The sequence below is a fragment of the Paenarthrobacter sp. genome, assembly GCF_031180005.1.
Lineage (GTDB): Bacteria > Actinomycetota > Actinomycetes > Actinomycetales > Micrococcaceae > Arthrobacter.
In genome coordinates, this window is record NZ_JAPSHI010000004.1 from 1 (window position 1) to 17,996 (window position 17,996).

Annotated in this window: 20 protein-coding genes; 14 read left to right on the forward strand and 6 right to left on the reverse strand. The window is 60.8% G+C overall.

Annotated elements, in window-relative coordinates:
- From RIF72_RS04445 to RIF72_RS04475, 7 genes are all read left to right on the forward strand, one after another.
- Positions 1-335: L-serine ammonia-lyase, iron-sulfur-dependent, subunit alpha (locus RIF72_RS04445; protein WP_309073650.1), on the forward strand; the 335-nt coding region annotated here is incomplete at its 5' end.
- Between the two features lie 38 nt (positions 336-373).
- Entirely contained in the window at positions 374-1,195 is an 822-nt protein-coding gene (locus RIF72_RS04450; protein WP_309073651.1) for a DNA/RNA non-specific endonuclease, read from the forward strand.
- A 463-nt stretch (positions 1,196-1,658) separates the two neighbouring features.
- Positions 1,659-1,964 (forward strand): hypothetical protein, encoded by a 306-nt coding sequence (locus tag RIF72_RS04455; protein ID WP_309073652.1) that lies wholly within the window; start codon positions 1,659-1,661, stop codon positions 1,962-1,964.
- A gap of 74 nt (positions 1,965-2,038) precedes the next feature.
- On the forward strand, positions 2,039-2,500 hold the full coding sequence (locus RIF72_RS04460) for a hypothetical protein (RefSeq protein ID WP_309073653.1): 462 nt from the start codon (positions 2,039-2,041) through the stop codon (positions 2,498-2,500).
- A gap of 166 nt (positions 2,501-2,666) precedes the next feature.
- A complete protein-coding gene (locus tag RIF72_RS04465) occupies positions 2,667-3,755 on the forward strand; it encodes a peptidoglycan bridge formation glycyltransferase FemA/FemB family protein (protein ID WP_309073654.1) in 1,089 nt (362 codons plus the stop codon).
- Between the two features lie 111 nt (positions 3,756-3,866).
- Positions 3,867-5,183: a peptidoglycan bridge formation glycyltransferase FemA/FemB family protein gene (locus tag RIF72_RS04470; protein ID WP_309073655.1), complete on the forward strand. Its 1,317-nt coding sequence runs from the start codon at positions 3,867-3,869 to the stop codon at positions 5,181-5,183.
- Positions 5,184-5,210: 27 nt separating this feature from the next.
- A complete protein-coding gene (locus tag RIF72_RS04475) occupies positions 5,211-6,698 on the forward strand; it encodes a threonine/serine exporter family protein (RefSeq protein WP_309073656.1) in 1,488 nt (495 codons plus the stop codon).
- 58 nt (positions 6,699-6,756) lie between these two features.
- On the opposite strand, the gene RIF72_RS04480 is transcribed toward RIF72_RS04475, so the two are convergent.
- Positions 6,757-7,596, reverse strand: a complete 840-nt coding sequence (locus tag RIF72_RS04480; RefSeq protein ID WP_309073657.1) for a siderophore-interacting protein — start codon at positions 7,594-7,596, stop codon at positions 6,757-6,759.
- 74 nt (positions 7,597-7,670) lie between these two features.
- Entirely contained in the window at positions 7,671-8,441 is a 771-nt protein-coding gene (locus RIF72_RS04485; protein WP_309073798.1) for a uracil-DNA glycosylase, read from the reverse strand.
- A gap of 105 nt (positions 8,442-8,546) precedes the next feature.
- On the opposite strand from RIF72_RS04485, the gene RIF72_RS04490 reads away from it, so the two are divergent.
- The 5 genes from RIF72_RS04490 to RIF72_RS04510 all read left to right on the forward strand — a co-directional run bounded on the left by RIF72_RS04490 (position 8,547) and on the right by RIF72_RS04510 (position 13,158).
- Positions 8,547-8,882, forward strand: a complete 336-nt coding sequence (locus RIF72_RS04490; RefSeq protein WP_375164197.1) for a DUF3263 domain-containing protein — start codon at positions 8,547-8,549, stop codon at positions 8,880-8,882.
- 49 nt (positions 8,883-8,931) lie between these two features.
- On the forward strand, positions 8,932-9,552 hold the full coding sequence (locus RIF72_RS04495; protein WP_309073658.1) for a LytR C-terminal domain-containing protein: 621 nt from the start codon (positions 8,932-8,934) through the stop codon (positions 9,550-9,552).
- Positions 9,553-9,723: 171 nt separating this feature from the next.
- The gene (locus RIF72_RS04500) at positions 9,724-9,927 is read left to right on the forward strand and encodes a cold-shock protein (protein WP_011773737.1); all 204 of its coding nucleotides are present in this window, start codon (positions 9,724-9,726) and stop codon (positions 9,925-9,927) included.
- A gap of 324 nt (positions 9,928-10,251) precedes the next feature.
- Complete coding sequence (groL, locus tag RIF72_RS04505; RefSeq protein ID WP_011773738.1) at positions 10,252-11,877, forward strand: chaperonin GroEL; 1,626 nt, start codon at positions 10,252-10,254, stop codon at positions 11,875-11,877.
- 234 nt (positions 11,878-12,111) lie between these two features.
- On the forward strand, positions 12,112-13,158 hold the full coding sequence (locus RIF72_RS04510) for a ribonuclease HI family protein (protein WP_309073659.1): 1,047 nt from the start codon (positions 12,112-12,114) through the stop codon (positions 13,156-13,158).
- 133 nt (positions 13,159-13,291) lie between these two features.
- On the opposite strand, the gene RIF72_RS04515 is transcribed toward RIF72_RS04510, so the two are convergent.
- The 4 genes from RIF72_RS04515 to RIF72_RS04530 form a co-directional block, all read right to left on the reverse strand.
- A complete protein-coding gene (locus tag RIF72_RS04515; protein WP_309073660.1) occupies positions 13,292-13,582 on the reverse strand; it encodes a WXG100 family type VII secretion target in 291 nt (96 codons plus the stop codon).
- A 173-nt stretch (positions 13,583-13,755) separates the two neighbouring features.
- Entirely contained in the window at positions 13,756-15,219 is a 1,464-nt protein-coding gene (locus tag RIF72_RS04520; RefSeq protein WP_309073661.1) for a HAMP domain-containing sensor histidine kinase, read from the reverse strand.
- A 3-nt stretch (positions 15,220-15,222) separates the two neighbouring features.
- Positions 15,223-15,933 carry a response regulator transcription factor gene (locus RIF72_RS04525; protein WP_024819794.1) on the reverse strand — a complete coding sequence of 237 codons (711 nt, stop codon included), beginning with the start codon at positions 15,931-15,933 and terminating at the stop codon, positions 15,223-15,225.
- Between the two features lie 89 nt (positions 15,934-16,022).
- Positions 16,023-16,655: a LysE family transporter gene (locus RIF72_RS04530; protein WP_309073662.1), complete on the reverse strand. Its 633-nt coding sequence runs from the start codon at positions 16,653-16,655 to the stop codon at positions 16,023-16,025.
- A gap of 68 nt (positions 16,656-16,723) precedes the next feature.
- On the opposite strand from RIF72_RS04530, the gene RIF72_RS04535 reads away from it, so the two are divergent.
- Complete coding sequence (locus RIF72_RS04535) at positions 16,724-17,665, forward strand: LysR family transcriptional regulator ArgP (RefSeq protein WP_309073663.1); 942 nt, start codon at positions 16,724-16,726, stop codon at positions 17,663-17,665.
- Between the two features lie 85 nt (positions 17,666-17,750).
- Positions 17,751-17,972 carry a hypothetical protein gene (locus tag RIF72_RS04540; protein ID WP_309073664.1) on the forward strand — a complete coding sequence of 74 codons (222 nt, stop codon included), beginning with the start codon at positions 17,751-17,753 and terminating at the stop codon, positions 17,970-17,972.
- Positions 17,973-17,996 lie beyond the last annotated feature (24 nt).

Here is a 17,996-nt window from a genome sequence, read left to right on the forward strand (position 1 = left end):
GTTCGGCGTCGTCGATGGCTGCTGCGGGGTTGGCTGAGGTGATGGGTGGTACGCCGGGTCAGGTGGAGAACGCGGCGGAGATCGCGATGGAACATAATCTGGGGTTGACGTGTGATCCGATTGGGGGTTTGGTGCAGATTCCGTGTATTGAGCGGAACGCGATTGCTGCAGCGAAGGCGATCAACGCGGCGAAGATGGCGTTGTGGGGTGACGGGACGCACCGGGTGTCGTTGGATGAGGTGATTGTGACCATGCGTGAGACGGGCAAGGACATGTCCTCCAAGTACAAGGAAACCGCGATGGGCGGCCTGGCCGTCAACGTCGTCGAATGCTGACCCTATTTCCTGTCAGTCCCTGATGTCATGCTGTACCCATGAGCGGGGGATACAGCAGGGACTTTTTGCGGACACGGCTTGAACTGCCCAGTCCGCCGGCAACAACGATCCTTTTGGACTACACCCACTTTTCCGTGCGTTTCCGGGCTGCCCGGAAGCTCGCTGCGATCGTGGGCGTCAACATTAGCGGTGCTGAATTGAACCCACTGGCCCGGGAGGGGACGTGGCATTTCGATGACAGGATCCCCAGGGAGCAACAGGCCGGTCCGGACGTCTATAAAAACAACGCCTTCGATCGCGGACACTTGGTCCGTCGCTTGGATCCTGTGTGGGGAGACGCGGCAACGGCCAAAAAAGCCAACCAAGACACGTTTGCCTACACCAACGCCGCGCCACAGATCGATGACTTCAATCAAGGCAAGGAACTGTGGGTAGGGCTGGAAGACCACGTTCTAGGCCATGCCGATGCCCACGACGCAAAGCTCAGCGTCTTCACCGGACCTGTCTTCCTCGACGACGATCCTCTATATAGGGGCGTTCAGATCCCTCGAAAGTTTTGGAAGATCGCGGCCTGGACCAGCGAGGCCAAGCTGGCCGCCGTCGGCTTCGTCCTGGACCAGTCGCCGATGCTGGACAAAGTGGAACTGAAGAAGGCAACCAGCTTGTGGCTCCTTGACGGTGAGCCACCACCGCTAGGACCGTTCCGGACGTTCCAGGTACCCATAGGGCAGATTGCGGACCTGACCGGGCTCAGCCTCAGCAGGCTCAGCCGCGCAGACCGCCTGGTGAGCGGACAGCTGGAATCGGGTGTTGAACCCCGGGCCATGAAGTTGGAGAGGGCGGAGCAGATCCGGCTCTAGACGCCGTCATCTTAGGCGGCACGCCGCGCAACTGTCACCACTGAACGCGAACGTCGAACTGGGCTGCTTTACAGCATTGATAGAGCTTCGCGAACGTCCTGCGTGTTTTGCTAGCGCTGAAAGCACGCGTAAGCTCGCGAGTTGCCGCAATCCTAAGGGATCAATAAGTGCGCAGTATTACAGTATTACGATTTGGCATCAAATCGAATATTTACCGTCACGTTTTAGTGATGATCGATATTTCCCCCGGTGCTTGCATTAAGTATTTCGTTATGTTTGATTCTGTTTTCGGAGGTTGGGCGTTATCTATATGATTAAACTCGTCTTTTCGCATTGGCCATCGTTGTAATTCGGCTGGCCGATACAAATCGACTGGGTTTCAAATATAGCTTTTGTCTGACACGCCTGTTTGAATTTCGGCTAATTATCAATGCAGATAAATCTAAATTTATTGGGGGAAAGAATGCTGTTGAAATCCAGAGCAATCCTGACTGGCGCCGCTATAATGACGACGCTGCTTTTTGCTGCTACGACTCCGGCCTATGCTGAGGGTCCATCTGAAGCGCCCGAAGGGTACACAATCGCCATCCAACCCATGGGTGAATATCTACCGGCCTGCGATGCCTCCCGTGATGGCGACCAAGCCACCTATAACGGCTACCTATTCACCTGTAAGCTCAGTGATGGCCAGTGGCAATGGATCCTCTGTAACTGGGGCTGCGATCCGGGAGGTGGCGGTGATTATCGAATGATCGCACTGCGTTCATAGACCGGTCCTTTGGACTGCCGAAAGTGTTGGCCACGGCCAGCGCTTTCGGCTTTTTTCAGAAACAGGAGATAAGCATGGAGACGCTTCACATCGCACGGGAGTTCGCATCTGCTGCAGGAGAGAAACTCCGGAATATTCATATTTTCAAGGCACTCCTTTCCTTGCCGGAGGGGCAGCGGGTTGAACTTGAACCTGAGGAAGCGGGAAAGGCACTCGCCGCGCAACTGAGCTTTGAGCGGAAGGCATCAAACCAGGAGCCAGCCCAGACTCCCCGCACGCAGCGGCTCCTGAGCTCCGTTTATCCACACATGCCGGTTAACCTGCTCCACGGGTTGTTGGCGGATGCCGGCAATGGCGAGATAGCGGAACTGCTCGATCGTCACCGTGTCACAGGTTTCACAGTGCACGCAGCAGGCGGGCGCCGGAGCATTCCGAATACGTTTGTCTTGGAAGATTCATACATGGCCCTTGACCCTGAAACAGGCGATATTAGACAGCGCTATCGCGGCGGGCAGCAGGCCGGGGAATCCAACTAATTGCAGTAAGGGAGAGTTCCTCCGCAAACACGCGGGATGGTGCTTGATGTCCTTGGGCCCAAGCTCAGCCACCGATTGGATCGCCGATTTTTCCCGGCCCGATAGACTTGGGGCTGCATGTCCGCATGCGCACCGAGCTTTTGAACACTGCACCAAAACCCTGAGATTGGACACGGCCACCTTGCGAGAATTCAGCGCCCGCTTTGCCACCGCCGAGGAAATCGATAACTGGGACAAACATGTCACGGCGAACCCGAACGGCGGCAACATGCTGCAGTCGGATGCCTACGCGGCGGTCAAGGACGGTAACGGCTGGCTGGTCCGGAGGCTCGTCATCGAGACTCAGGAATACAGCAGCTACAACCTGCTCCTGGAAAAGAAGTTCCCCGTGATGGGCAGGCTCTGGTACCTCATCAAGGGACCGGACGTCCTGGATATCGCCGACATCCAGCCTGCTCTGACAGCAGTGGCTGCGCTGGCACGTGAGACGAAGATGAACGTCTTCACCATCAAGATCGAGCCTGACATCATCGAGTCGGACCAGGCAACGGCACAACTGAAAGCCGCGGGTCTGGTCAAGGCCCCCAACATCCAGTCCAACGACTCCACGGCCGTGCTGGATATCTCCGCTCCCGCCAATGAAGTTCTCCGCAGTATCTCCTCCAGGGCCCGTAACGCAGTCCGCAGGGCAGAACGCGAGGGGTGCGAGGTGGTCCAGGAAGAGGCAGGCCAGCAGACGTACAAAAAGCTCTACGCCCTCATGCAGAACACCGTAAACGCCAAGGGCGCCATGCCGCTGCGGAGCTACGACTACTACTCCAAGTTCTGGGAAGAGTTCTGCAGCCGCGGCCAGGGACACTTCTTCTTCATCCACGAGGACGGTGCACCAAGTGTCGGCGCTTTCGTCATCAACTACGGCTCCAAAGCAACGTACAAGGACGGCGGCTCCACCCAGAACCGCAAGCAGTACGGTGACTCCCATCTGGCCCAGTGGGCGGCGATCCAGCGCATGCAGGAACTCGGATGCGTGGAATACGACTTCTGTGGCACACCCCCCGCTGCGAGGATCAAGGACAAGACCCACCCCCTGTACGGCATGGGATTGTTCAAAACGAGCTTCACCAAGACCGTCACGGACTTCGTCGGTTGCTATGACCTCGTCCTGGGACCTGTCCGTCACAAGCTGTGGCTTAAGGGCGCGGAACGCATCTTCCGTCGACTCGAAACCATGCGTACCGGCGGCCAGTTTTACTGACCGCCACCCGCGGCCAGCAAATCAACTTCAGGCCCGCCCCGGCCACCAACGGGTGCATTCTACTTTTTAGGTTAGGTTATTTCTTTGACTCCGATCGAGGCTGGAACCGACATGGAATTTGTGATTCTCAGCGACGCTGATTTCGAAACATTCGCCAAGGGACACCCTCAGGGCAGCTTCATCCAGTCCATGGACCTCACGCGCTTCCAGCGTGCCCGTGGCCAGGAAGTTGAGCTTTTTGGCGTGACGCGCGGCGACAGCCTCATTGCTGCGGGGAAGCTCGTCTACTCGTCCAACCGTCTGGGCTACAAAACCGCAGATTGCGCCAAGGGACCCCTGATGGACTACAGCGACCCCACAGTGGTGCGCTTCGTCGTCGAGCAGTTGAAAAAGCACGCAGCCTCTAAGAAGGCTGCAGAGCTGCGTATCTCGCCCAACATCCGGTACATTGCACGTGATGAAGAGGGCGCCGAACACCCCGAAGTTGAGGATAACCGTCCGCTGCTGAAAGAGTTCGAAGGGCTGGGCTTAAAGCACCAGGGCTTCGACATGAACTTCGCCAACATCAACTGGATGTTCATCAAGCAGCTGGACGGGATCGCCGATTCCGAAGAGCTCATCATGGGCATGAACTACCGCACCCGCAAGGCCATCCGTAAAGCCGAGAAGAACGGCGTCTACCTGGAACAGGCCACGCTGGAAACGCTGGATGAGTTCTACAACGCGCTGAGCACGGCCGGCGATGAGAAGGGCTTCACGTACCGCGAACGCGAGTACTACGAGCAACTCCTCCGGAATACTTCGGACGAGTTCACTAAGCTCATGATGGCCAAGATCAATATTCCCGAATATCGGGCCTCCATAACGGAGCGCCTGGATGCTGAATCCAAGACTTTGGCAGACCTCAAGCGTGAGGTCGAGGAGACCGGCAGCAAGAAGAAGGCCAACCGTGTCAAAGTTGTCCAGGACCTCGTGGACAGCTACGAGCGCAGCCTCAAGGACATCGAACGTTTCCCCGATTCCGTAGGTGTCGCTACGGTGGCTGCCATCCATTTTGCCTGCTCCGGTGACGAACTGGTGTGCGTTATTGGTGGCACGGTTCAGGATTACATCTACTTCAACGGCGCCACGTCATTGTATTGGGGCATGATGCTGCACGCCCTGAACAATGGTTACTCGCGCTACAACTTCTACGGCACGTTCGGCATCCAAGGCCAGGACGAGACCGGGCACGGCGGGTACGAATTCAAGAAGGGCTTCGGTGGCGAGGTTGTCCAACTGGTGGGCGATTTCGTAGCACCGGTGAACCCGCTCGTCTTCCACGGCTACCGTGCGGTCAGGAAGCTTGCAGGGGCCGCCCAGACAGTACTGGGACGATTGCCACTTGAGAAATTGCCGGTAGTAGGAAAACTTCGGAGGAATCGCTAATCACACAAGCCAAGGGAGGATCACCGCGTGACTGAACGCCCCGACGGGTCCGCCAACAGGCCCCATACCGACGGGTTGCCCAAGACCCAGCCGTTGCGGCCGTCCCAGGTCCGGCAGAATGTCAACGCCAAACGCATGCTGATGCGCTTGGTTCAAGGTGACAGCCCGCCGACGGCACCCATGAACATCGTGGACCGGTTGGCCGGAAGTCCCTACGCCAACCCCACCATCCAAGTCGTGGGTGTGGACGCATCGGCCAGGAAGACCATCGATTTCGCTCTTCATCTTGCTGAAGTCATGTTCCGTTACGGTGCGGGTGCCCTTGAGGTGGAGACCAGCATGATTGCGGTCACCGCCGCCCTTGGCCTGAAGAACGTTGAAGTGGACATCACCAACCAGTCGGTGGCCATCAACTACGCGCCCAAGGACCAGACGCCCGTCACGCTGCTCCGCGTGGTGCGCTCGTGGACCAACAATTACGCCGGCCTTGCCCAAGTTCACCAATTGGTCACGGACATCGTGGCAGGTGGAGTGGGCCGTGACGAAGCTGTGCGCAGGTTGAATGAAATCATCCGCAGTGCCAAACCCTTCCCACGGTGGATGGTCACCATGGCCTTCGGCATCTTCGCTGCAGTATTCGTGGGCGTCCTCGGCGGGGGCATCGGTGCGTCCGCGGTCGCTTTTGCTTCCAACATCCTCATCAGCCTCCTCTCCCGGCAACTTGCCAGATGGCGGACGGCTGACTTCTTCAACACCATGGCGTGCGCGTTCCTGGTCACCTTCATCGCGCTGATGCTGCGTTGGGCGGGTGTGGAAATTGCGCCATCCATTGTGGTGGCGGGTGGAATCCTGCTGTTGCTCCCGACAGGTCGTCTCGTGTCCTCAGTACAAGACGCCATCAACGGCTTCCCGGTAACGGCAGCGGGCCGGTTTCTCTCGACTTTACTCACCTTCGGTGCGATCGTTGCGGGAATTGGCGTAGCCGTGGTCGTAGGAACGCTGATGGGCAGTGCAGTCCTGGATGTCACCCAGACATTCCCCGACGCGTATCCCTTGTGGATTCAAGCGGTCCTTATTGCTATCGCGGTTGTAGCCATCGGCGTCACCGAGCAGACGCAAATGCGGCTGTTACTCCCGACGGCGGCAGTGGGCATAGTGGGCTTCTTCGTTTTGTGGGGTGTGGGCGAAGCCGGCCTCGGCGACCGTTTGTCGCCAGCCGTCGCTGCGGTGGTCATCGGCTTGCTGGGTCGCGTGGTGGCGCTCAAGCTGGGTGCCCCGCAACTCGTAGTGGCCGTCCCCGCGGCGCTGATCCTGCTGCCCGGTTTGACGATCTTCCGTTCCATGTACGCCCTCACAGTTGAAGGTGGCAATATCCTGCTCGGTGCAGGTGGCATGCTCAACGCCGGCGCCATTGTGCTCGGAGTAGCGGCCGGCATCGTGCTCGGTGACAACCTGGCCAGGCCCCTGACGAAGGGCCTGTCCAGCAACGAACGGCGCAGGGTACGCAGACGCTAATGAAACCAAGCGAACGGCGCCGCCAGGAGGCGGCGCCGTTCGGCTTTAACGACTGCGGCTAGATCTGTCCCACTGGGAGCTTCTTCTCAGCCTGGAAGACTTCCTCCACGCGACCCTGTGCCCAATAGCCGGACAGCGAGACCTGAGAGCGCTCCAAGCCGCGCTGCACGAAGAAGATCTCGCGGAGTGCCTTCATGTAGCCCCGCTCGCCGTGGGCGAAGACGTCCACGCGTCCCGGCAACCATTCAGTGGCACGGAGGGCTTCGAGCAGCAGTTCGCTGGAGCCCGCTTGAACGCCCTTGCGGAAGAGCCAGTGCAACTCCACACCGGCAGGGGCGGAAATCGGAAGAATGTCGGCCTCGCTATCCACCTCAAGGAACACGGTTCCGCGGGCTTCGGGAGCAAGAACCTCGACGCAGGCTGCGATGGCCGGTATCGCGGCGTCGTCGCCGGCGAACAAGTACCAATCGGCATCGGGGGAGGGGTTGTACCCACCGCCCGGACCTGTGAAGATCAGCGAATCGCCGGGCTTGGCAGCGGCAGCCCAGGGACCGGCCAGTCCTTCATCGCCGTGCACCACAAAGTCGATAGCCAGCTCCTGTGCTTCCAGGTCTACCCAGCGGATGGTGTACGTGCGGGTGTGGGGCCACTGCTCACGGGGCATGGTGTCGCGGATGGCCCACAAGTCCATCGGGAGTTCGTACTCGACACCCGGCTGGGGAAACACAATCTTGATATAACGGTCCACGTATTCGTTGTTCGTGTAGTCGCTGAAACCAGGTCCTCCCGCCACGATGCGCACCATATGAGGCGAGAGGCGTTCATTTCGCAGGACGGTCAGGTTGACCTGCGGGCGGGTTTTGCGTGAGGCGGACGAAGTGACGGGGAGAGCAGTCATGAAGGTAAGCCTAAGCTAATTTCCTGCGCATCGGCTGGGTATGAGTCGAAGGTTACGGACCCGGCGGAACAGGACTACAGAACAGGCAATTCCCAATTAATGGGTTCAGCCCCCAAGCCAATCAGTAGTTCGTTGGTCCGGCTGAAGGGCTTGGAGCCGAAGAATCCTCGTGATGCAGAGAGCGGACTCGGATGGACTGAGACGATGGAAGGCGCCCCGCCCAGCAGGGGCACCACGCCCTCGGCGTCCTTTCCCCACAGGATTGCCACCAGCGGACTTTGGCGCCCCGCTCCGTCGGTGCGATTGGCGACGGCGGTGACCGCCGCCGTCGTGATGGCCTCCCACCCTTTGCCGCGGTGGGAGCCGGCATTTCCCGCTTCGACACTGAGGACACGGTTCAGGAGCAGGACGCCTTGCTCCGTCCAGGCGCTGAGGTCGCCGTGGACGCGGGGCGGAAGGCCGAGGTCGTCGTGGAGTTCGCGGTAGATGTTGGCGAGGCTCCGAGGGATGGGGCGGGTAGGGCGGGAAACGGCGAAGGACAACCCGATGGCGTGGCCCGGGGTCGGGTAAGGATCCTGGCCGAGAATCAATACTTTGACGTCCGCCAGGGGCTGTTTGAAGGCGCGCAACAGGTTCTTTGCAGCAGGCAGAACTTGGGCGCCATTGGCCGATTGACCCGCGACATAATCCAGTGCCTCACGGAGCTGGCCCTCGACAGGGCGCAATGCGTCAGCCCAATCGGGAGCCATCAGCTCTTCCAGCGGCTGTTTGAGCAGGGCGGCGAAGCCCGGGCCAGCAGCATCAGCCGGTTCAAGATCAAAGAGTGCATCCACGCCAGTCACCACGCCATTGTCTCCCGTGCGGGGCGCGGCTGCGAATGACACCGTTGTTATTCGCCCGTAACATGGGGGGTAGGACATTTTCCCCATCAAGCGTCGAAGGAGTGTGCCGTGGCAGAACCAGCACCGGAACCGATGGCGTCGCGGGCAACAGGCTTTGCCCTTGAGGACCTCGCGGCCGAGACCCGCAGTGACTCGCCGTTGAGCGAGCGGGACCAGCAGATGTTGGCGCTGGAGCGGCAATGGTGGAAGTACGCCGGAGCCAAGGAACAGGCTATCCGTGAGCTGTTCGATCTCTCCGCCACGCACTATTACCAAATCCTGAACGCGCTCATGGATACCGAGGACGCGTTGGCCCACGATCCCATGCTCGTCAAGAGACTGCGTAGACTACGTACGTCCCGCCAGCGTGCGAGGACTGCACGTCGCTTGGGGTCCGACGCGTAAATCGCCAGGCTGATCTGTCAGCAGCAACCAGCAAGGACATCGCTTCACCATGACCAAATATGCCAAGGACGAATTCGACCAGGTTCCGCAGAACACGTCCCGCCAGGGCGTTCATCGCGACGCCCAAGAGACTGCACGCCCCACCCTGTGGCCGGTCCTGACCGTCGGGGCAGTGGCCTTGGTGCTTGGACTGGTGGCCTTCCTGATCCTCCCCAACCTTGGGCTGGTAGCACCCAGCGCTTCGTCGAACACCACGACGCCGGCACCCTTGCAAACGTCTGCGGCACCGTCCGTTGCCCCCACTGAATCCAGCAGCGCGCCCCCCGCTTCCAGCGAACCCAGCAGTGACCCGACGCCGTCGGAATCTCCTTCCGCTACTCCATCGTCGGCCCCCGTGGACAAGGCCACTCCAGTGGCTGTCTATAACGGCGCCGGTACGGCAGGCTTGGCAGGCCGGGTAGCTGGCCTCGTCCAGGGCGACGGTTGGGCGCTAAGTACCGTAGGAAACTGGGGCGGACTGCCGCAGCAAACATCCGTGATCTTCTACAACGCTCCGGAGCAGAAGGCCAACGCGGAGGCGCTGGGTACCTTGCTGGGCATCCAGACAATCGTGGAAACGCCCGAGGTTCAACAGCCACTGGTGGTTGTGGCCGGGCCCGGCTACCAGTAGGCATCAGGCCCCTCCCGAGCTGAAAAGCCCCAACTCGGTTAAGCCTCAATAACAAAAGTGATGCCCTGCCCTTCCACGGCAGCGCGCCGCTGGTGACAGTGGTTACAGTGGACTAATTCCGGTACGGAGATCCCGGCTGCCGGTCTTGGCTACTGTGAAAGTGTGGGCATCATGGCTTTGGGAACCGTCAAATGGTTCAACGCCGAAAAAGGCTACGGATTCATCACTGTGGATGAATCCGGCGACGACGTCTTTGTGCACTGGTCTGCCATCCAGATGGATGGCTTCCGCGCCCTCGAAGAAGGCCAGCGGGTTGAGTTTGAACTGGGGGAGGGCCAGAAGGGTCCGCAAGCCGAAGGCGTCCGCGTCGCGTAGTTCGATTGCGGCGTCTACGCCAATTCCCCTCAGCCCACGGCTGAAAGCCCTTGGTTTATCAACCAAAGTGGCATCTCTGCTTGCACTCTCCCCGGTCGAGTGCTAATTATTGATTTAGCACTCCTATGGTTCGACTGCTAAGTCCGGCCCGGTTGACCCCGGCGGCGGGCAGGTAGTGAACCGGCGGAGGATCAAGAAACACCTTGGTGGGGTGAGGTCCGGAGCGCGGGGCATACAGAGGCCGCAAACGAAGGACCGTCCGTCGCGGGCACCCCATCTGATAGGTACCTTCTTAACGACTGTCCCGAAAGGACTACCGCCGTTATGGCCAAGATCATTGCATTTGATGAAGAGGCACGCCGCGGCCTCGAGCGAGGCCTGAACATCCTCGCAGACGCCGTCAAGGTCACCCTCGGCCCGCGTGGACGCAACGTCGTCCTCGAAAAGAAGTGGGGCGCCCCCACGATCACCAACGATGGTGTTTCCATCGCCAAGGAGATCGAGCTGGACGATCCTTACGAGAAGATCGGTGCAGAACTGGTCAAGGAAGTTGCCAAGAAGACGGATGATGTCGCTGGCGACGGTACCACCACTGCAACCGTTCTCGCCCAGGCACTGGTGAAGGAAGGCCTGCGCAACGTTGCCGCCGGCGCCGACCCGCTGTCCCTTAAGCGCGGTATCGAGAAGGCTGTTGAGGCAGTCATCAGCGAACTGCTGGCCTCCGCCAAGGAAATCGAAACCAAGGAAGAGATCGCAGCTACGGCTTCCATCTCCGCCGGTGACCCGGAAATCGGCAGCCTCATCGCCGAGGCCCTGGACAAGGTGGGCAAGGAAGGCGTCATCACGGTCGAGGAATCCAACACCTTCGGCCTTGAGCTCGAACTCACCGAAGGCATGCGCTTCGACAAGGGTTACATCTCTGCTTACTTCGTCACCGACGCAGAGCGTCAGGAAACGGTCCTCGAAGACCCGTACATCCTGATCGTCAACTCCAAGATCTCCAACGTGAAGGAACTCGTCACGGTTCTGGAGAAGGTCATGCAGTCCAACAAGCCGCTGCTGATCATCGCCGAAGACATCGAGGGCGAGGCCCTGGCCACCCTGATCGTCAACAAGATCCGTGGCACCTTCAAGTCCGTAGCCGTCAAGGCTCCGGGCTTCGGTGACCGCCGCAAGGCTCAGCTGGCCGACATCGCCATCCTCACCGGTGGCCAGGTCATCTCCGAAGAAGTTGGCCTCAAGCTCGAAAACGCCGGCCTGGAACTCCTCGGCACCGCCCGCAAGGTTGTTGTCACCAAGGACGAAACCACCATCGTCGAAGGTGCCGGCGACGCCGAGCAGATCGCAGGCCGCGTGGCCCAGATCCGTGCCGAAATCGAGAACTCCGACTCCGACTACGACCGCGAGAAGCTGCAGGAACGCCTGGCCAAGCTGGCCGGCGGCGTTGCAGTCATCAAGGCCGGTGCCGCAACCGAAGTTGAGCTCAAGGAACGCAAGCACCGCATTGAGGACGCAGTCCGCAACGCTAAGGCTGCTGTTGAAGAAGGTATCGTTGCCGGTGGTGGCGTTGCCCTCATCCAGGCAGGCGCAAAGGCATTCGCCAACCTCACCCTGCAGGGTGACGAGGCAACCGGTGCCAACATCGTCAAGGTTGCCATCGACGCACCGCTGAAGCAGATCGCCTTCAACGCTGGCCTCGAGCCGGGCGTTGTGGTGGACAAGGTTCGCGGCCTGCCTTCCGGCCACGGCCTGAACGCTGCCACGGGTGTCTACGAAGACCTTCTGGCTGCCGGCGTCAACGACCCCGTAAAGGTCACCCGTTCGGCTCTCCAGAACGCTGCTTCCATCGCTGGTCTCTTCCTGACCACCGAGGCTGTAGTTGCCGACAAGCCCGAGAAGAACGCTCCGGCTCCCGGTGGCGACGACATGGGTGGCATGGGCGGCTTCTAGGCCTCCCTGCTGTAGCGATACAGCCCCCGGCATCACGCTGAACAGCATCACGACGGCGGTCCTCACCTTTTGGTGGGGGCCGCTGTTTTGTTGCCACGTCAAAGCTGGACCGTCCGGGCTTGCCCAATTAGGTAGCAGATCAGGCCGTTTTGAGCGGCCGTAACGACCTGTACTGCGACTTACTTGGGTATTATCACGGTTTCAGTGTCGGTGGGGTCTGGCAGGATTAACGTCATGACGATTATTGCTGCCGCCGATGGGTCCGCCCTCGGTAATCCTGGGCCGGCCGGTTGGGCCTGGTATGTTGACGACTCCTGTTGGCGTGCAGGGGGTTGGCCGCACGGTACCAACAACCAGGGCGAATTGATGGCCGTCCTCGACCTGTTCAGGTCCACGGCCCACGTGCCACAAGAAGAATTGCTGATCCTTTGCGACAGTCAGTACGTCATCAACTGCATCACCAAGTGGATGCCGGGATGGAAGCGAAAGGGCTGGCGTAAGGCCGACGGAAAGCCCGTGCTGAATGTAGACCTTCTCAAGGACATCGACCAAGCGATCGTAGGCCGCAAATACACCTTCGAATGGGTCAAGGGCCATGCCGGCCATGACCTCAACGAGGCCGCCGATGAGCGTGCACGCGCCGTTGCCACGGCCTACCAGCAGGGCGTAGCGCACCGTGCGGGTCCCGGGTTCCCTGGCGCGCAGGAGCAGCGCGCTTCTCAGCCGCAGATGGAAGCACAGGCAGCACAAACCCGTTCTGCTGAGCCGATCCCTGCAAACGCTGCCGCCAGCGTCTCGTCGGCAAGCGCTGGTTCGGCGCCCGCGAAGACTGATCGCAGCTCCCGGCCGCACTTTGAGCCGGCACTCTTTGGCGAGTCGGGCATCTTTGGCCAAGCCGATCTCTTCAGCGAACTGGAAGATGACGCCTCGGCGCAGCAGTTGTCAGCTGAGGACACGGTCCTGGCGTTGGAACGGGAACTGCTCAGGCCGGACGTGCGGGCGGACATTGGCAGGATCGGTGTGCTGCTGCACCCCGACTTCGCGGAGATCGGCAGCTCGGGCAGGTTCTGGACACGGGACGCCATGATGATGGCCCTTGAAGAGGACCCTGGTGAACCGACTGAGCTTGAACTCCTCAGCGCAGACAGGCTCAGCGACAACACCATCCTGCTGAACTACCGCAGCTTCGCGCACACAGGCTCGGCGCTCCGCAGTTCCGTCTGGATGCTCGACCGCGGTCAATGGCGGTTGCGGTTCCACCAAGGGACTGTCGAGAACTAACTCCGGAGAGTCAAAGCCGGAAGAGGACAAGGGTGGGCGGGAAATCCCTCATGACCTGCGAGGCGGCTGCACAGGGGGGAAGGCAGCCAGCCCCGCAGGAGTTCATGGGTGAGGGAGGACCGGGGCGGGGCAGCTAGTACGTAAAGCGCTGGGTGTTTCCCTGCTCCACTTCCAGGTAGCTTGTGGCAGCTGAGGACAAAGCGATGTTGATGGAAGCCAAGGAGGCCTCAACCTTGCTCTGCGTCAGAGCCCACTCCAAAACGAGCGCCTGGAAATTCGTGGCCGCTGTTCCCCGCCAGGTCGCCTCAAGTTCCTCCAGGCCGCGCCGCATGGTCTGCACATCGGAGCTGATTCGATCAACAGTTCCTTTGACGTTGGCCGACTTGAGCTGGAGCAGGTCGGTATCGACGGAGATGACGCTCATGGGTGGTGCCTTTCGACGAAGAGGTTCCGCGGATTGCGGCGGGATGCGTGGCTACAACATCGAGCCTAGGCAGCCTCCCGCACCCGCAGAACAGGTGTTCGTCGCTATGTGGACAAAGGCATTATGTGGACAATGCCGTTATGTGGACAACGGCGTCATGTGCGTGGGGTGCCTCAGGTGGACAGGAGCTCCGCCGATTCCTCGTGGAACGGAAGGCTGACTACCAAAGTGGCACCGCCGCCGTCGGTCTCTGCCACTTGGACCGAACCGCCATGCGAACCGACAATCGCGGCAACAATCGCCAAGCCCAGGCCGCTGCCGCCCGTCTCGCGGGTCCTCGAGGTATCCGCACGGTAGAAGCGCTCAAAGATCTTGTTGGTTTCAGACTCCGGAATGCCCGGCCCGTGGTCGCGGATTTCAATGACGGAAACTGAACCGGTGGGGGTGTTTCGAACACCGACGGCCAGTTCTATGGGGCTTCCCTCGGGCGTGTACCGCAGCGCATTTCCCACGAGGTTTCCGATGACCTGCCGAAGTTTGGCTTCATCACCTTGGACCGGTGCGGCAGTGGGGGCGGCGCCGTCGAGCCCGGTGAGCGTGATTCTCCGGTCTCCGGATGAGGCCCTGGTGTCCACTACGGCATCGTGTGCAAGGAGCTGCAGGTCCACAGGCTTGAGCTGAAGTGGGCGCTGCTCATCGAGACGGGCCAGCATCAACAGGTCTTCCACCATGGAGCCCATGCGCTTGGCTTCGCTTTCGATCCTGCCCATCGCCATTGCCACGTCGTCTTTGGTGGCCAAGGCGCCGTGACGGTATAGCTCAGAGAAGCCGCGGATGGTCACCAAGGGGGTTCGCAGTTCATGGGAGGCGTCCGCTGCGAAGCGGCGCATGCGCCCTTCTGAAGCGGCACGGGCAGCAAAGGAAGCCTCAATGTGGGCGAGCATGGCATTCAGGGAACCGCCCAGGCGGCCGACCTCGGTGTGGGGGTTATCCACTTCCACGCGGCGGGACAGATCACCGGCTGCGATGGCCGCGGCAGTCTTTTCCACCTTGGCAAGGGGACGGAAGGAGCGGGCAACAGTCCAAGTGGCGATGAAGAACGCCAACACGAGGGTCAGCAGGCCGACGCCTACAACCACCAGGACAGCGTGCTCCATCACTTTGTCTACCGGCGTGAGCGGAAGTCCGATGATGACTACGCCGTTTTGGCCATTTGCGGTGACGCCGATGGCCACCACACGCCAGTTGCTACCGGCAGTACCCTTGACTTGGAAGGGCGAATTGCCGCGGAGCTTGGCCTCAGCCGCGGTGATGTTGGCGATCGCGGGACGATCACTTTGGCTGCCGCCGAAGGGGTACGGCTCCAGGCCCGGCACATACAGCGTCAGCGAGTAGTCCGTGGGCACGGCGGAGTCGGTGGGAGTCGCCGGGTTGGGTTGGGCCAGCCTGTCAAAGGACTGCTGATCCTGTGCCAAAGCAACAGCAGCCTTGAGTTTGTCGTCCACCTGGCCCTGCAGGTAGCTCTTGACTAGCGTCAGCGTTCCCGCGCCCGTAGCCGCCAAGGCGAGCAGGAGTAGCCCCATGATGATGGCGACGAGCTGCGACCTCAGGGACGCCGATTTCCAGCGAAGCAGCAAGGGTCAGCGCTTCTCTGCCGTTCGCAGCACGTAGCCCACGCCGCGCTTGGTCTGAATGAGGGCTGCGGCATCGGGATCGATGTCCACCTTGCGTCGCAGGTAGGAGATGTAGGACTCTACGATCGAGGCGTCGCCGTTGAAGTCGTACTCCCAAACGTGGTCCAGGATCTGGGCCTTGGACAGTACGCGGTTGGGATTCAGCATGAGGTAGCGAAGGAGCTTGAACTCGGTGGGGGACAGCTCGATTACGGTCCCACCGCGGCGAACCTCATGGGCGTCGTCGTCGAGTTCAAGATCGTCAACGCGGATCACGGCGTCGTCGTCCTCCAGCGGCTGTGTGCGGCGAAGGACGGCCCGGATGCGAGCCACCACTTCGTCCAGGCTGAAGGGTTTGGTGACGTAGTCGTCGCCGCCCACAGTAAGGCCCGTAACTTTGTCCTCGGTATCGTCCTTCGCCGTGAGGAACAGGACGGGGAAGTGCTTGCCGGCGGCGCGGAGACGCCGGGTCACCGTGAAGCCATCCATGTCCGGAAGCATGACGTCGAGTACTGCCAAATCGGGTGAGTGGAGATCGGCCGCGGCGAGGGCTTCGCGACCGTTGGCGGCCGCGACGACCTCGAAGCCTGCAAAACGCAGCGACGTGGACAGCAGCTCGCGGATGTTGGGCTCGTCGTCGACAACGAGAAGCTTGGCTTCGGGACCGTTCTTTTTCATGACATCCATGATGCTCCCAGAATCTGGGAGTTCACTGGATGCTGCATGTGAGCGGACTGCGTGGGCCAGGGTGGCTGCCTCGCCGCGCTTCAGGCTCCGAACACCAGACCGGCTCCCAGCGCAACCATGGTTACGGCGATCCCTCCGTCAAGGAATCGCCAGGATAGTGGCCGGGCGAAGAAGCCGCGGAGGAAGCGTGCCCCGAATCCAAGGGAGGAGAACCATACGATGCTGCCCAGCATGGCCCCGGCCCCGAACCACCATTGCAGTTGAGCTCCTTGAGCGCTGGCTATCGAGCCAAGGAGGGCTATGTCCAGGTAGACGTGCGGGTTAAGCCAGGTCAGGGTCAGTACGGTGGTAACGGCGGCAGCGAGCCCACGCTTCGCGCCGCCGTCGGTGGCTGATGCTTCGCTTGTCAGTGGTTGCGGACGCAGCGCCCGGCGGGCGGCCATGGCGCCATACGCCACCAGGAAGGCTGCCCCCACGTACCGAAGAACGACGACGGCGGCCGGAGCTGCCGTAACGAGGGCACCGGTCCCGAGGACTCCGGCAGCGATAAGGACGGCGTCGCTCAACGCGCAGACCGCCACGACAGGGACGATGTGCTCGCCGCGGATTCCCTGGCGGAGTACGAAAGCATTTTGGGCTCCGATGGCAACGATGAGGGCGAGGCCAGTTGCCATTCCCAGGCCTGCGGAGTGGAAGAAATCAATAAGGTTCACCCTTCGAAATTACGTTCATCGCCATATTTAGACCAGCTAAAGATTCTCATGCCACATAAGATTGTCTTATGTCGCAATTTCCCTCAGAACAGCTGCTGACCTTCGCTACCGTCCTCTCCGAGGGCACATTGGATGCTGCTGCGCGACTGCTTCACATCACGCCGTCGGCAGTGTCCCAAAGGCTGAAGGCGCTCGAACAGTCCGCTGGCAGGGTCTTGCTGCAACGCAGGAACCCTGTCAAAGCCACTGAAGCCGGAGAGGTTGTGCTGCGCCTCGCGCGGCAGGTGGCACAACTGGAAGCTGATGCCGGGCGGGAACTGGGATTGGGCGCCGACGGCGTGCAGCTTGCCGTTCCGATCGTTGTCAACGCGGATTCGCTGGCGGTGTGGTTCCTCCAAGCGTTGGCCAAGGTTCCGGCAGGCCTCAACGTCACCTTCGACCTTCACCGGGACGACGAACAACACTCCACTTCATTGCTGCGCTCCGGCACGGTCATGGCTGCCGTCACCGCCACTCCCGAGCCAGTGCAGGGGTGCCGCGTGGAAAGCCTCGGGGTCATGCGGTATCGCGCGGTTGCGGCACCTCATTTTGTGGACCGGTGGTTCCCCGGATTGGAAGCGGGCGTGGACTCGGGAAGGGGGTTGACCGGGGCCGCACTCAATGCGGCCACCACCGTGGACTTCGACCGCAAGGACACTTATCAGTGGGCTTTTGTGCAGTCGGCATTCAAAGCCAAGGATGAGCCTGCTCCGGAACGGAAAGGACCGCGGCATTACGTCCCGGCTTCCCAGGACTTCGGCGATGCGATCCGTTTGGGGCTCGGCTGGGGGCTGATCCCGGAAGTTCAATGCGGACCGGACATCGCCGACGGCAGGCTGATCGAGCTCGCCCCCGATCATCCTTTTGATGTGCCGCTCTACTGGCAACGGTGGCGGACCGCGTCCCGTGTGCTGGATGTGCTCAGCGGAACTGTCCGCGAGGTTTCAGCGCTGTATCTGCGGAAACCTTGAAACGGCGGAAGTCCTGCGTGGTCGAAATCCGAACACGCCCAGGGATGCTTCTAAAAATGTCAGTGCCCCGCTCCACACTTAAAACATGGCAAGCACAGCAGCTCCCGCAAGCATCCATCAGCACCGTGACAGTGACGTCGAGTTCCACGTGACGTACCTGGACACCGATTCCGGCCGCATCCGGCGCGAGCAATTTGAGGATCTGGTCGCAGCCGAGCGGTTCGCCAGTGCCCAACTCCGAGATGAGGACGGCTGGGCTGTGGTGGACCACGTCAAGATCGAGGTCACCAGCCGGATGGTCGCTTGAGGCGCAGGCCTCCCGGCCTGCTCC

What these genes read in the sequence shown, in the direction of transcription:
- RIF72_RS04450 (WP_309073651.1), top strand. Translation starts at nt 374, where the DNA reads ATGAGCGGGGGATACAGCAGGGACTTTTTGCGGACACGGCTTGAACTG.
- RIF72_RS04455 (WP_309073652.1), top strand. Translation starts at nt 1,659, where the DNA reads ATGCTGTTGAAATCCAGAGCAATCCTGACTGGCGCCGCTATAATGACG.
- RIF72_RS04460 (WP_309073653.1), top strand. Translation starts at nt 2,039, where the DNA reads ATGGAGACGCTTCACATCGCACGGGAGTTCGCATCTGCTGCAGGAGAG.
- RIF72_RS04470 (WP_309073655.1), top strand. Translation starts at nt 3,867, where the DNA reads ATGGAATTTGTGATTCTCAGCGACGCTGATTTCGAAACATTCGCCAAG.
- RIF72_RS04480 (WP_309073657.1), bottom strand. Translation starts at nt 7,596, where the DNA reads ATGACTGCTCTCCCCGTCACTTCGTCCGCCTCACGCAAAACCCGCCCG.
- RIF72_RS04495 (WP_309073658.1), top strand. Translation starts at nt 8,932, where the DNA reads ATGACCAAATATGCCAAGGACGAATTCGACCAGGTTCCGCAGAACACG.
- RIF72_RS04500 (WP_011773737.1), top strand. Translation starts at nt 9,724, where the DNA reads ATGGCTTTGGGAACCGTCAAATGGTTCAACGCCGAAAAAGGCTACGGA.
- groL (WP_011773738.1), top strand. Translation starts at nt 10,252, where the DNA reads ATGGCCAAGATCATTGCATTTGATGAAGAGGCACGCCGCGGCCTCGAG.
- RIF72_RS04510 (WP_309073659.1), top strand. Translation starts at nt 12,112, where the DNA reads ATGACGATTATTGCTGCCGCCGATGGGTCCGCCCTCGGTAATCCTGGG.
- RIF72_RS04515 (WP_309073660.1), bottom strand. Translation starts at nt 13,582, where the DNA reads ATGAGCGTCATCTCCGTCGATACCGACCTGCTCCAGCTCAAGTCGGCC.
- RIF72_RS04525 (WP_024819794.1), bottom strand. Translation starts at nt 15,933, where the DNA reads ATGAAAAAGAACGGTCCCGAAGCCAAGCTTCTCGTTGTCGACGACGAG.
- RIF72_RS04535 (WP_309073663.1), top strand. Translation starts at nt 16,724, where the DNA reads ATGTCGCAATTTCCCTCAGAACAGCTGCTGACCTTCGCTACCGTCCTC.
- RIF72_RS04540 (WP_309073664.1), top strand. Translation starts at nt 17,751, where the DNA reads ATGGCAAGCACAGCAGCTCCCGCAAGCATCCATCAGCACCGTGACAGT.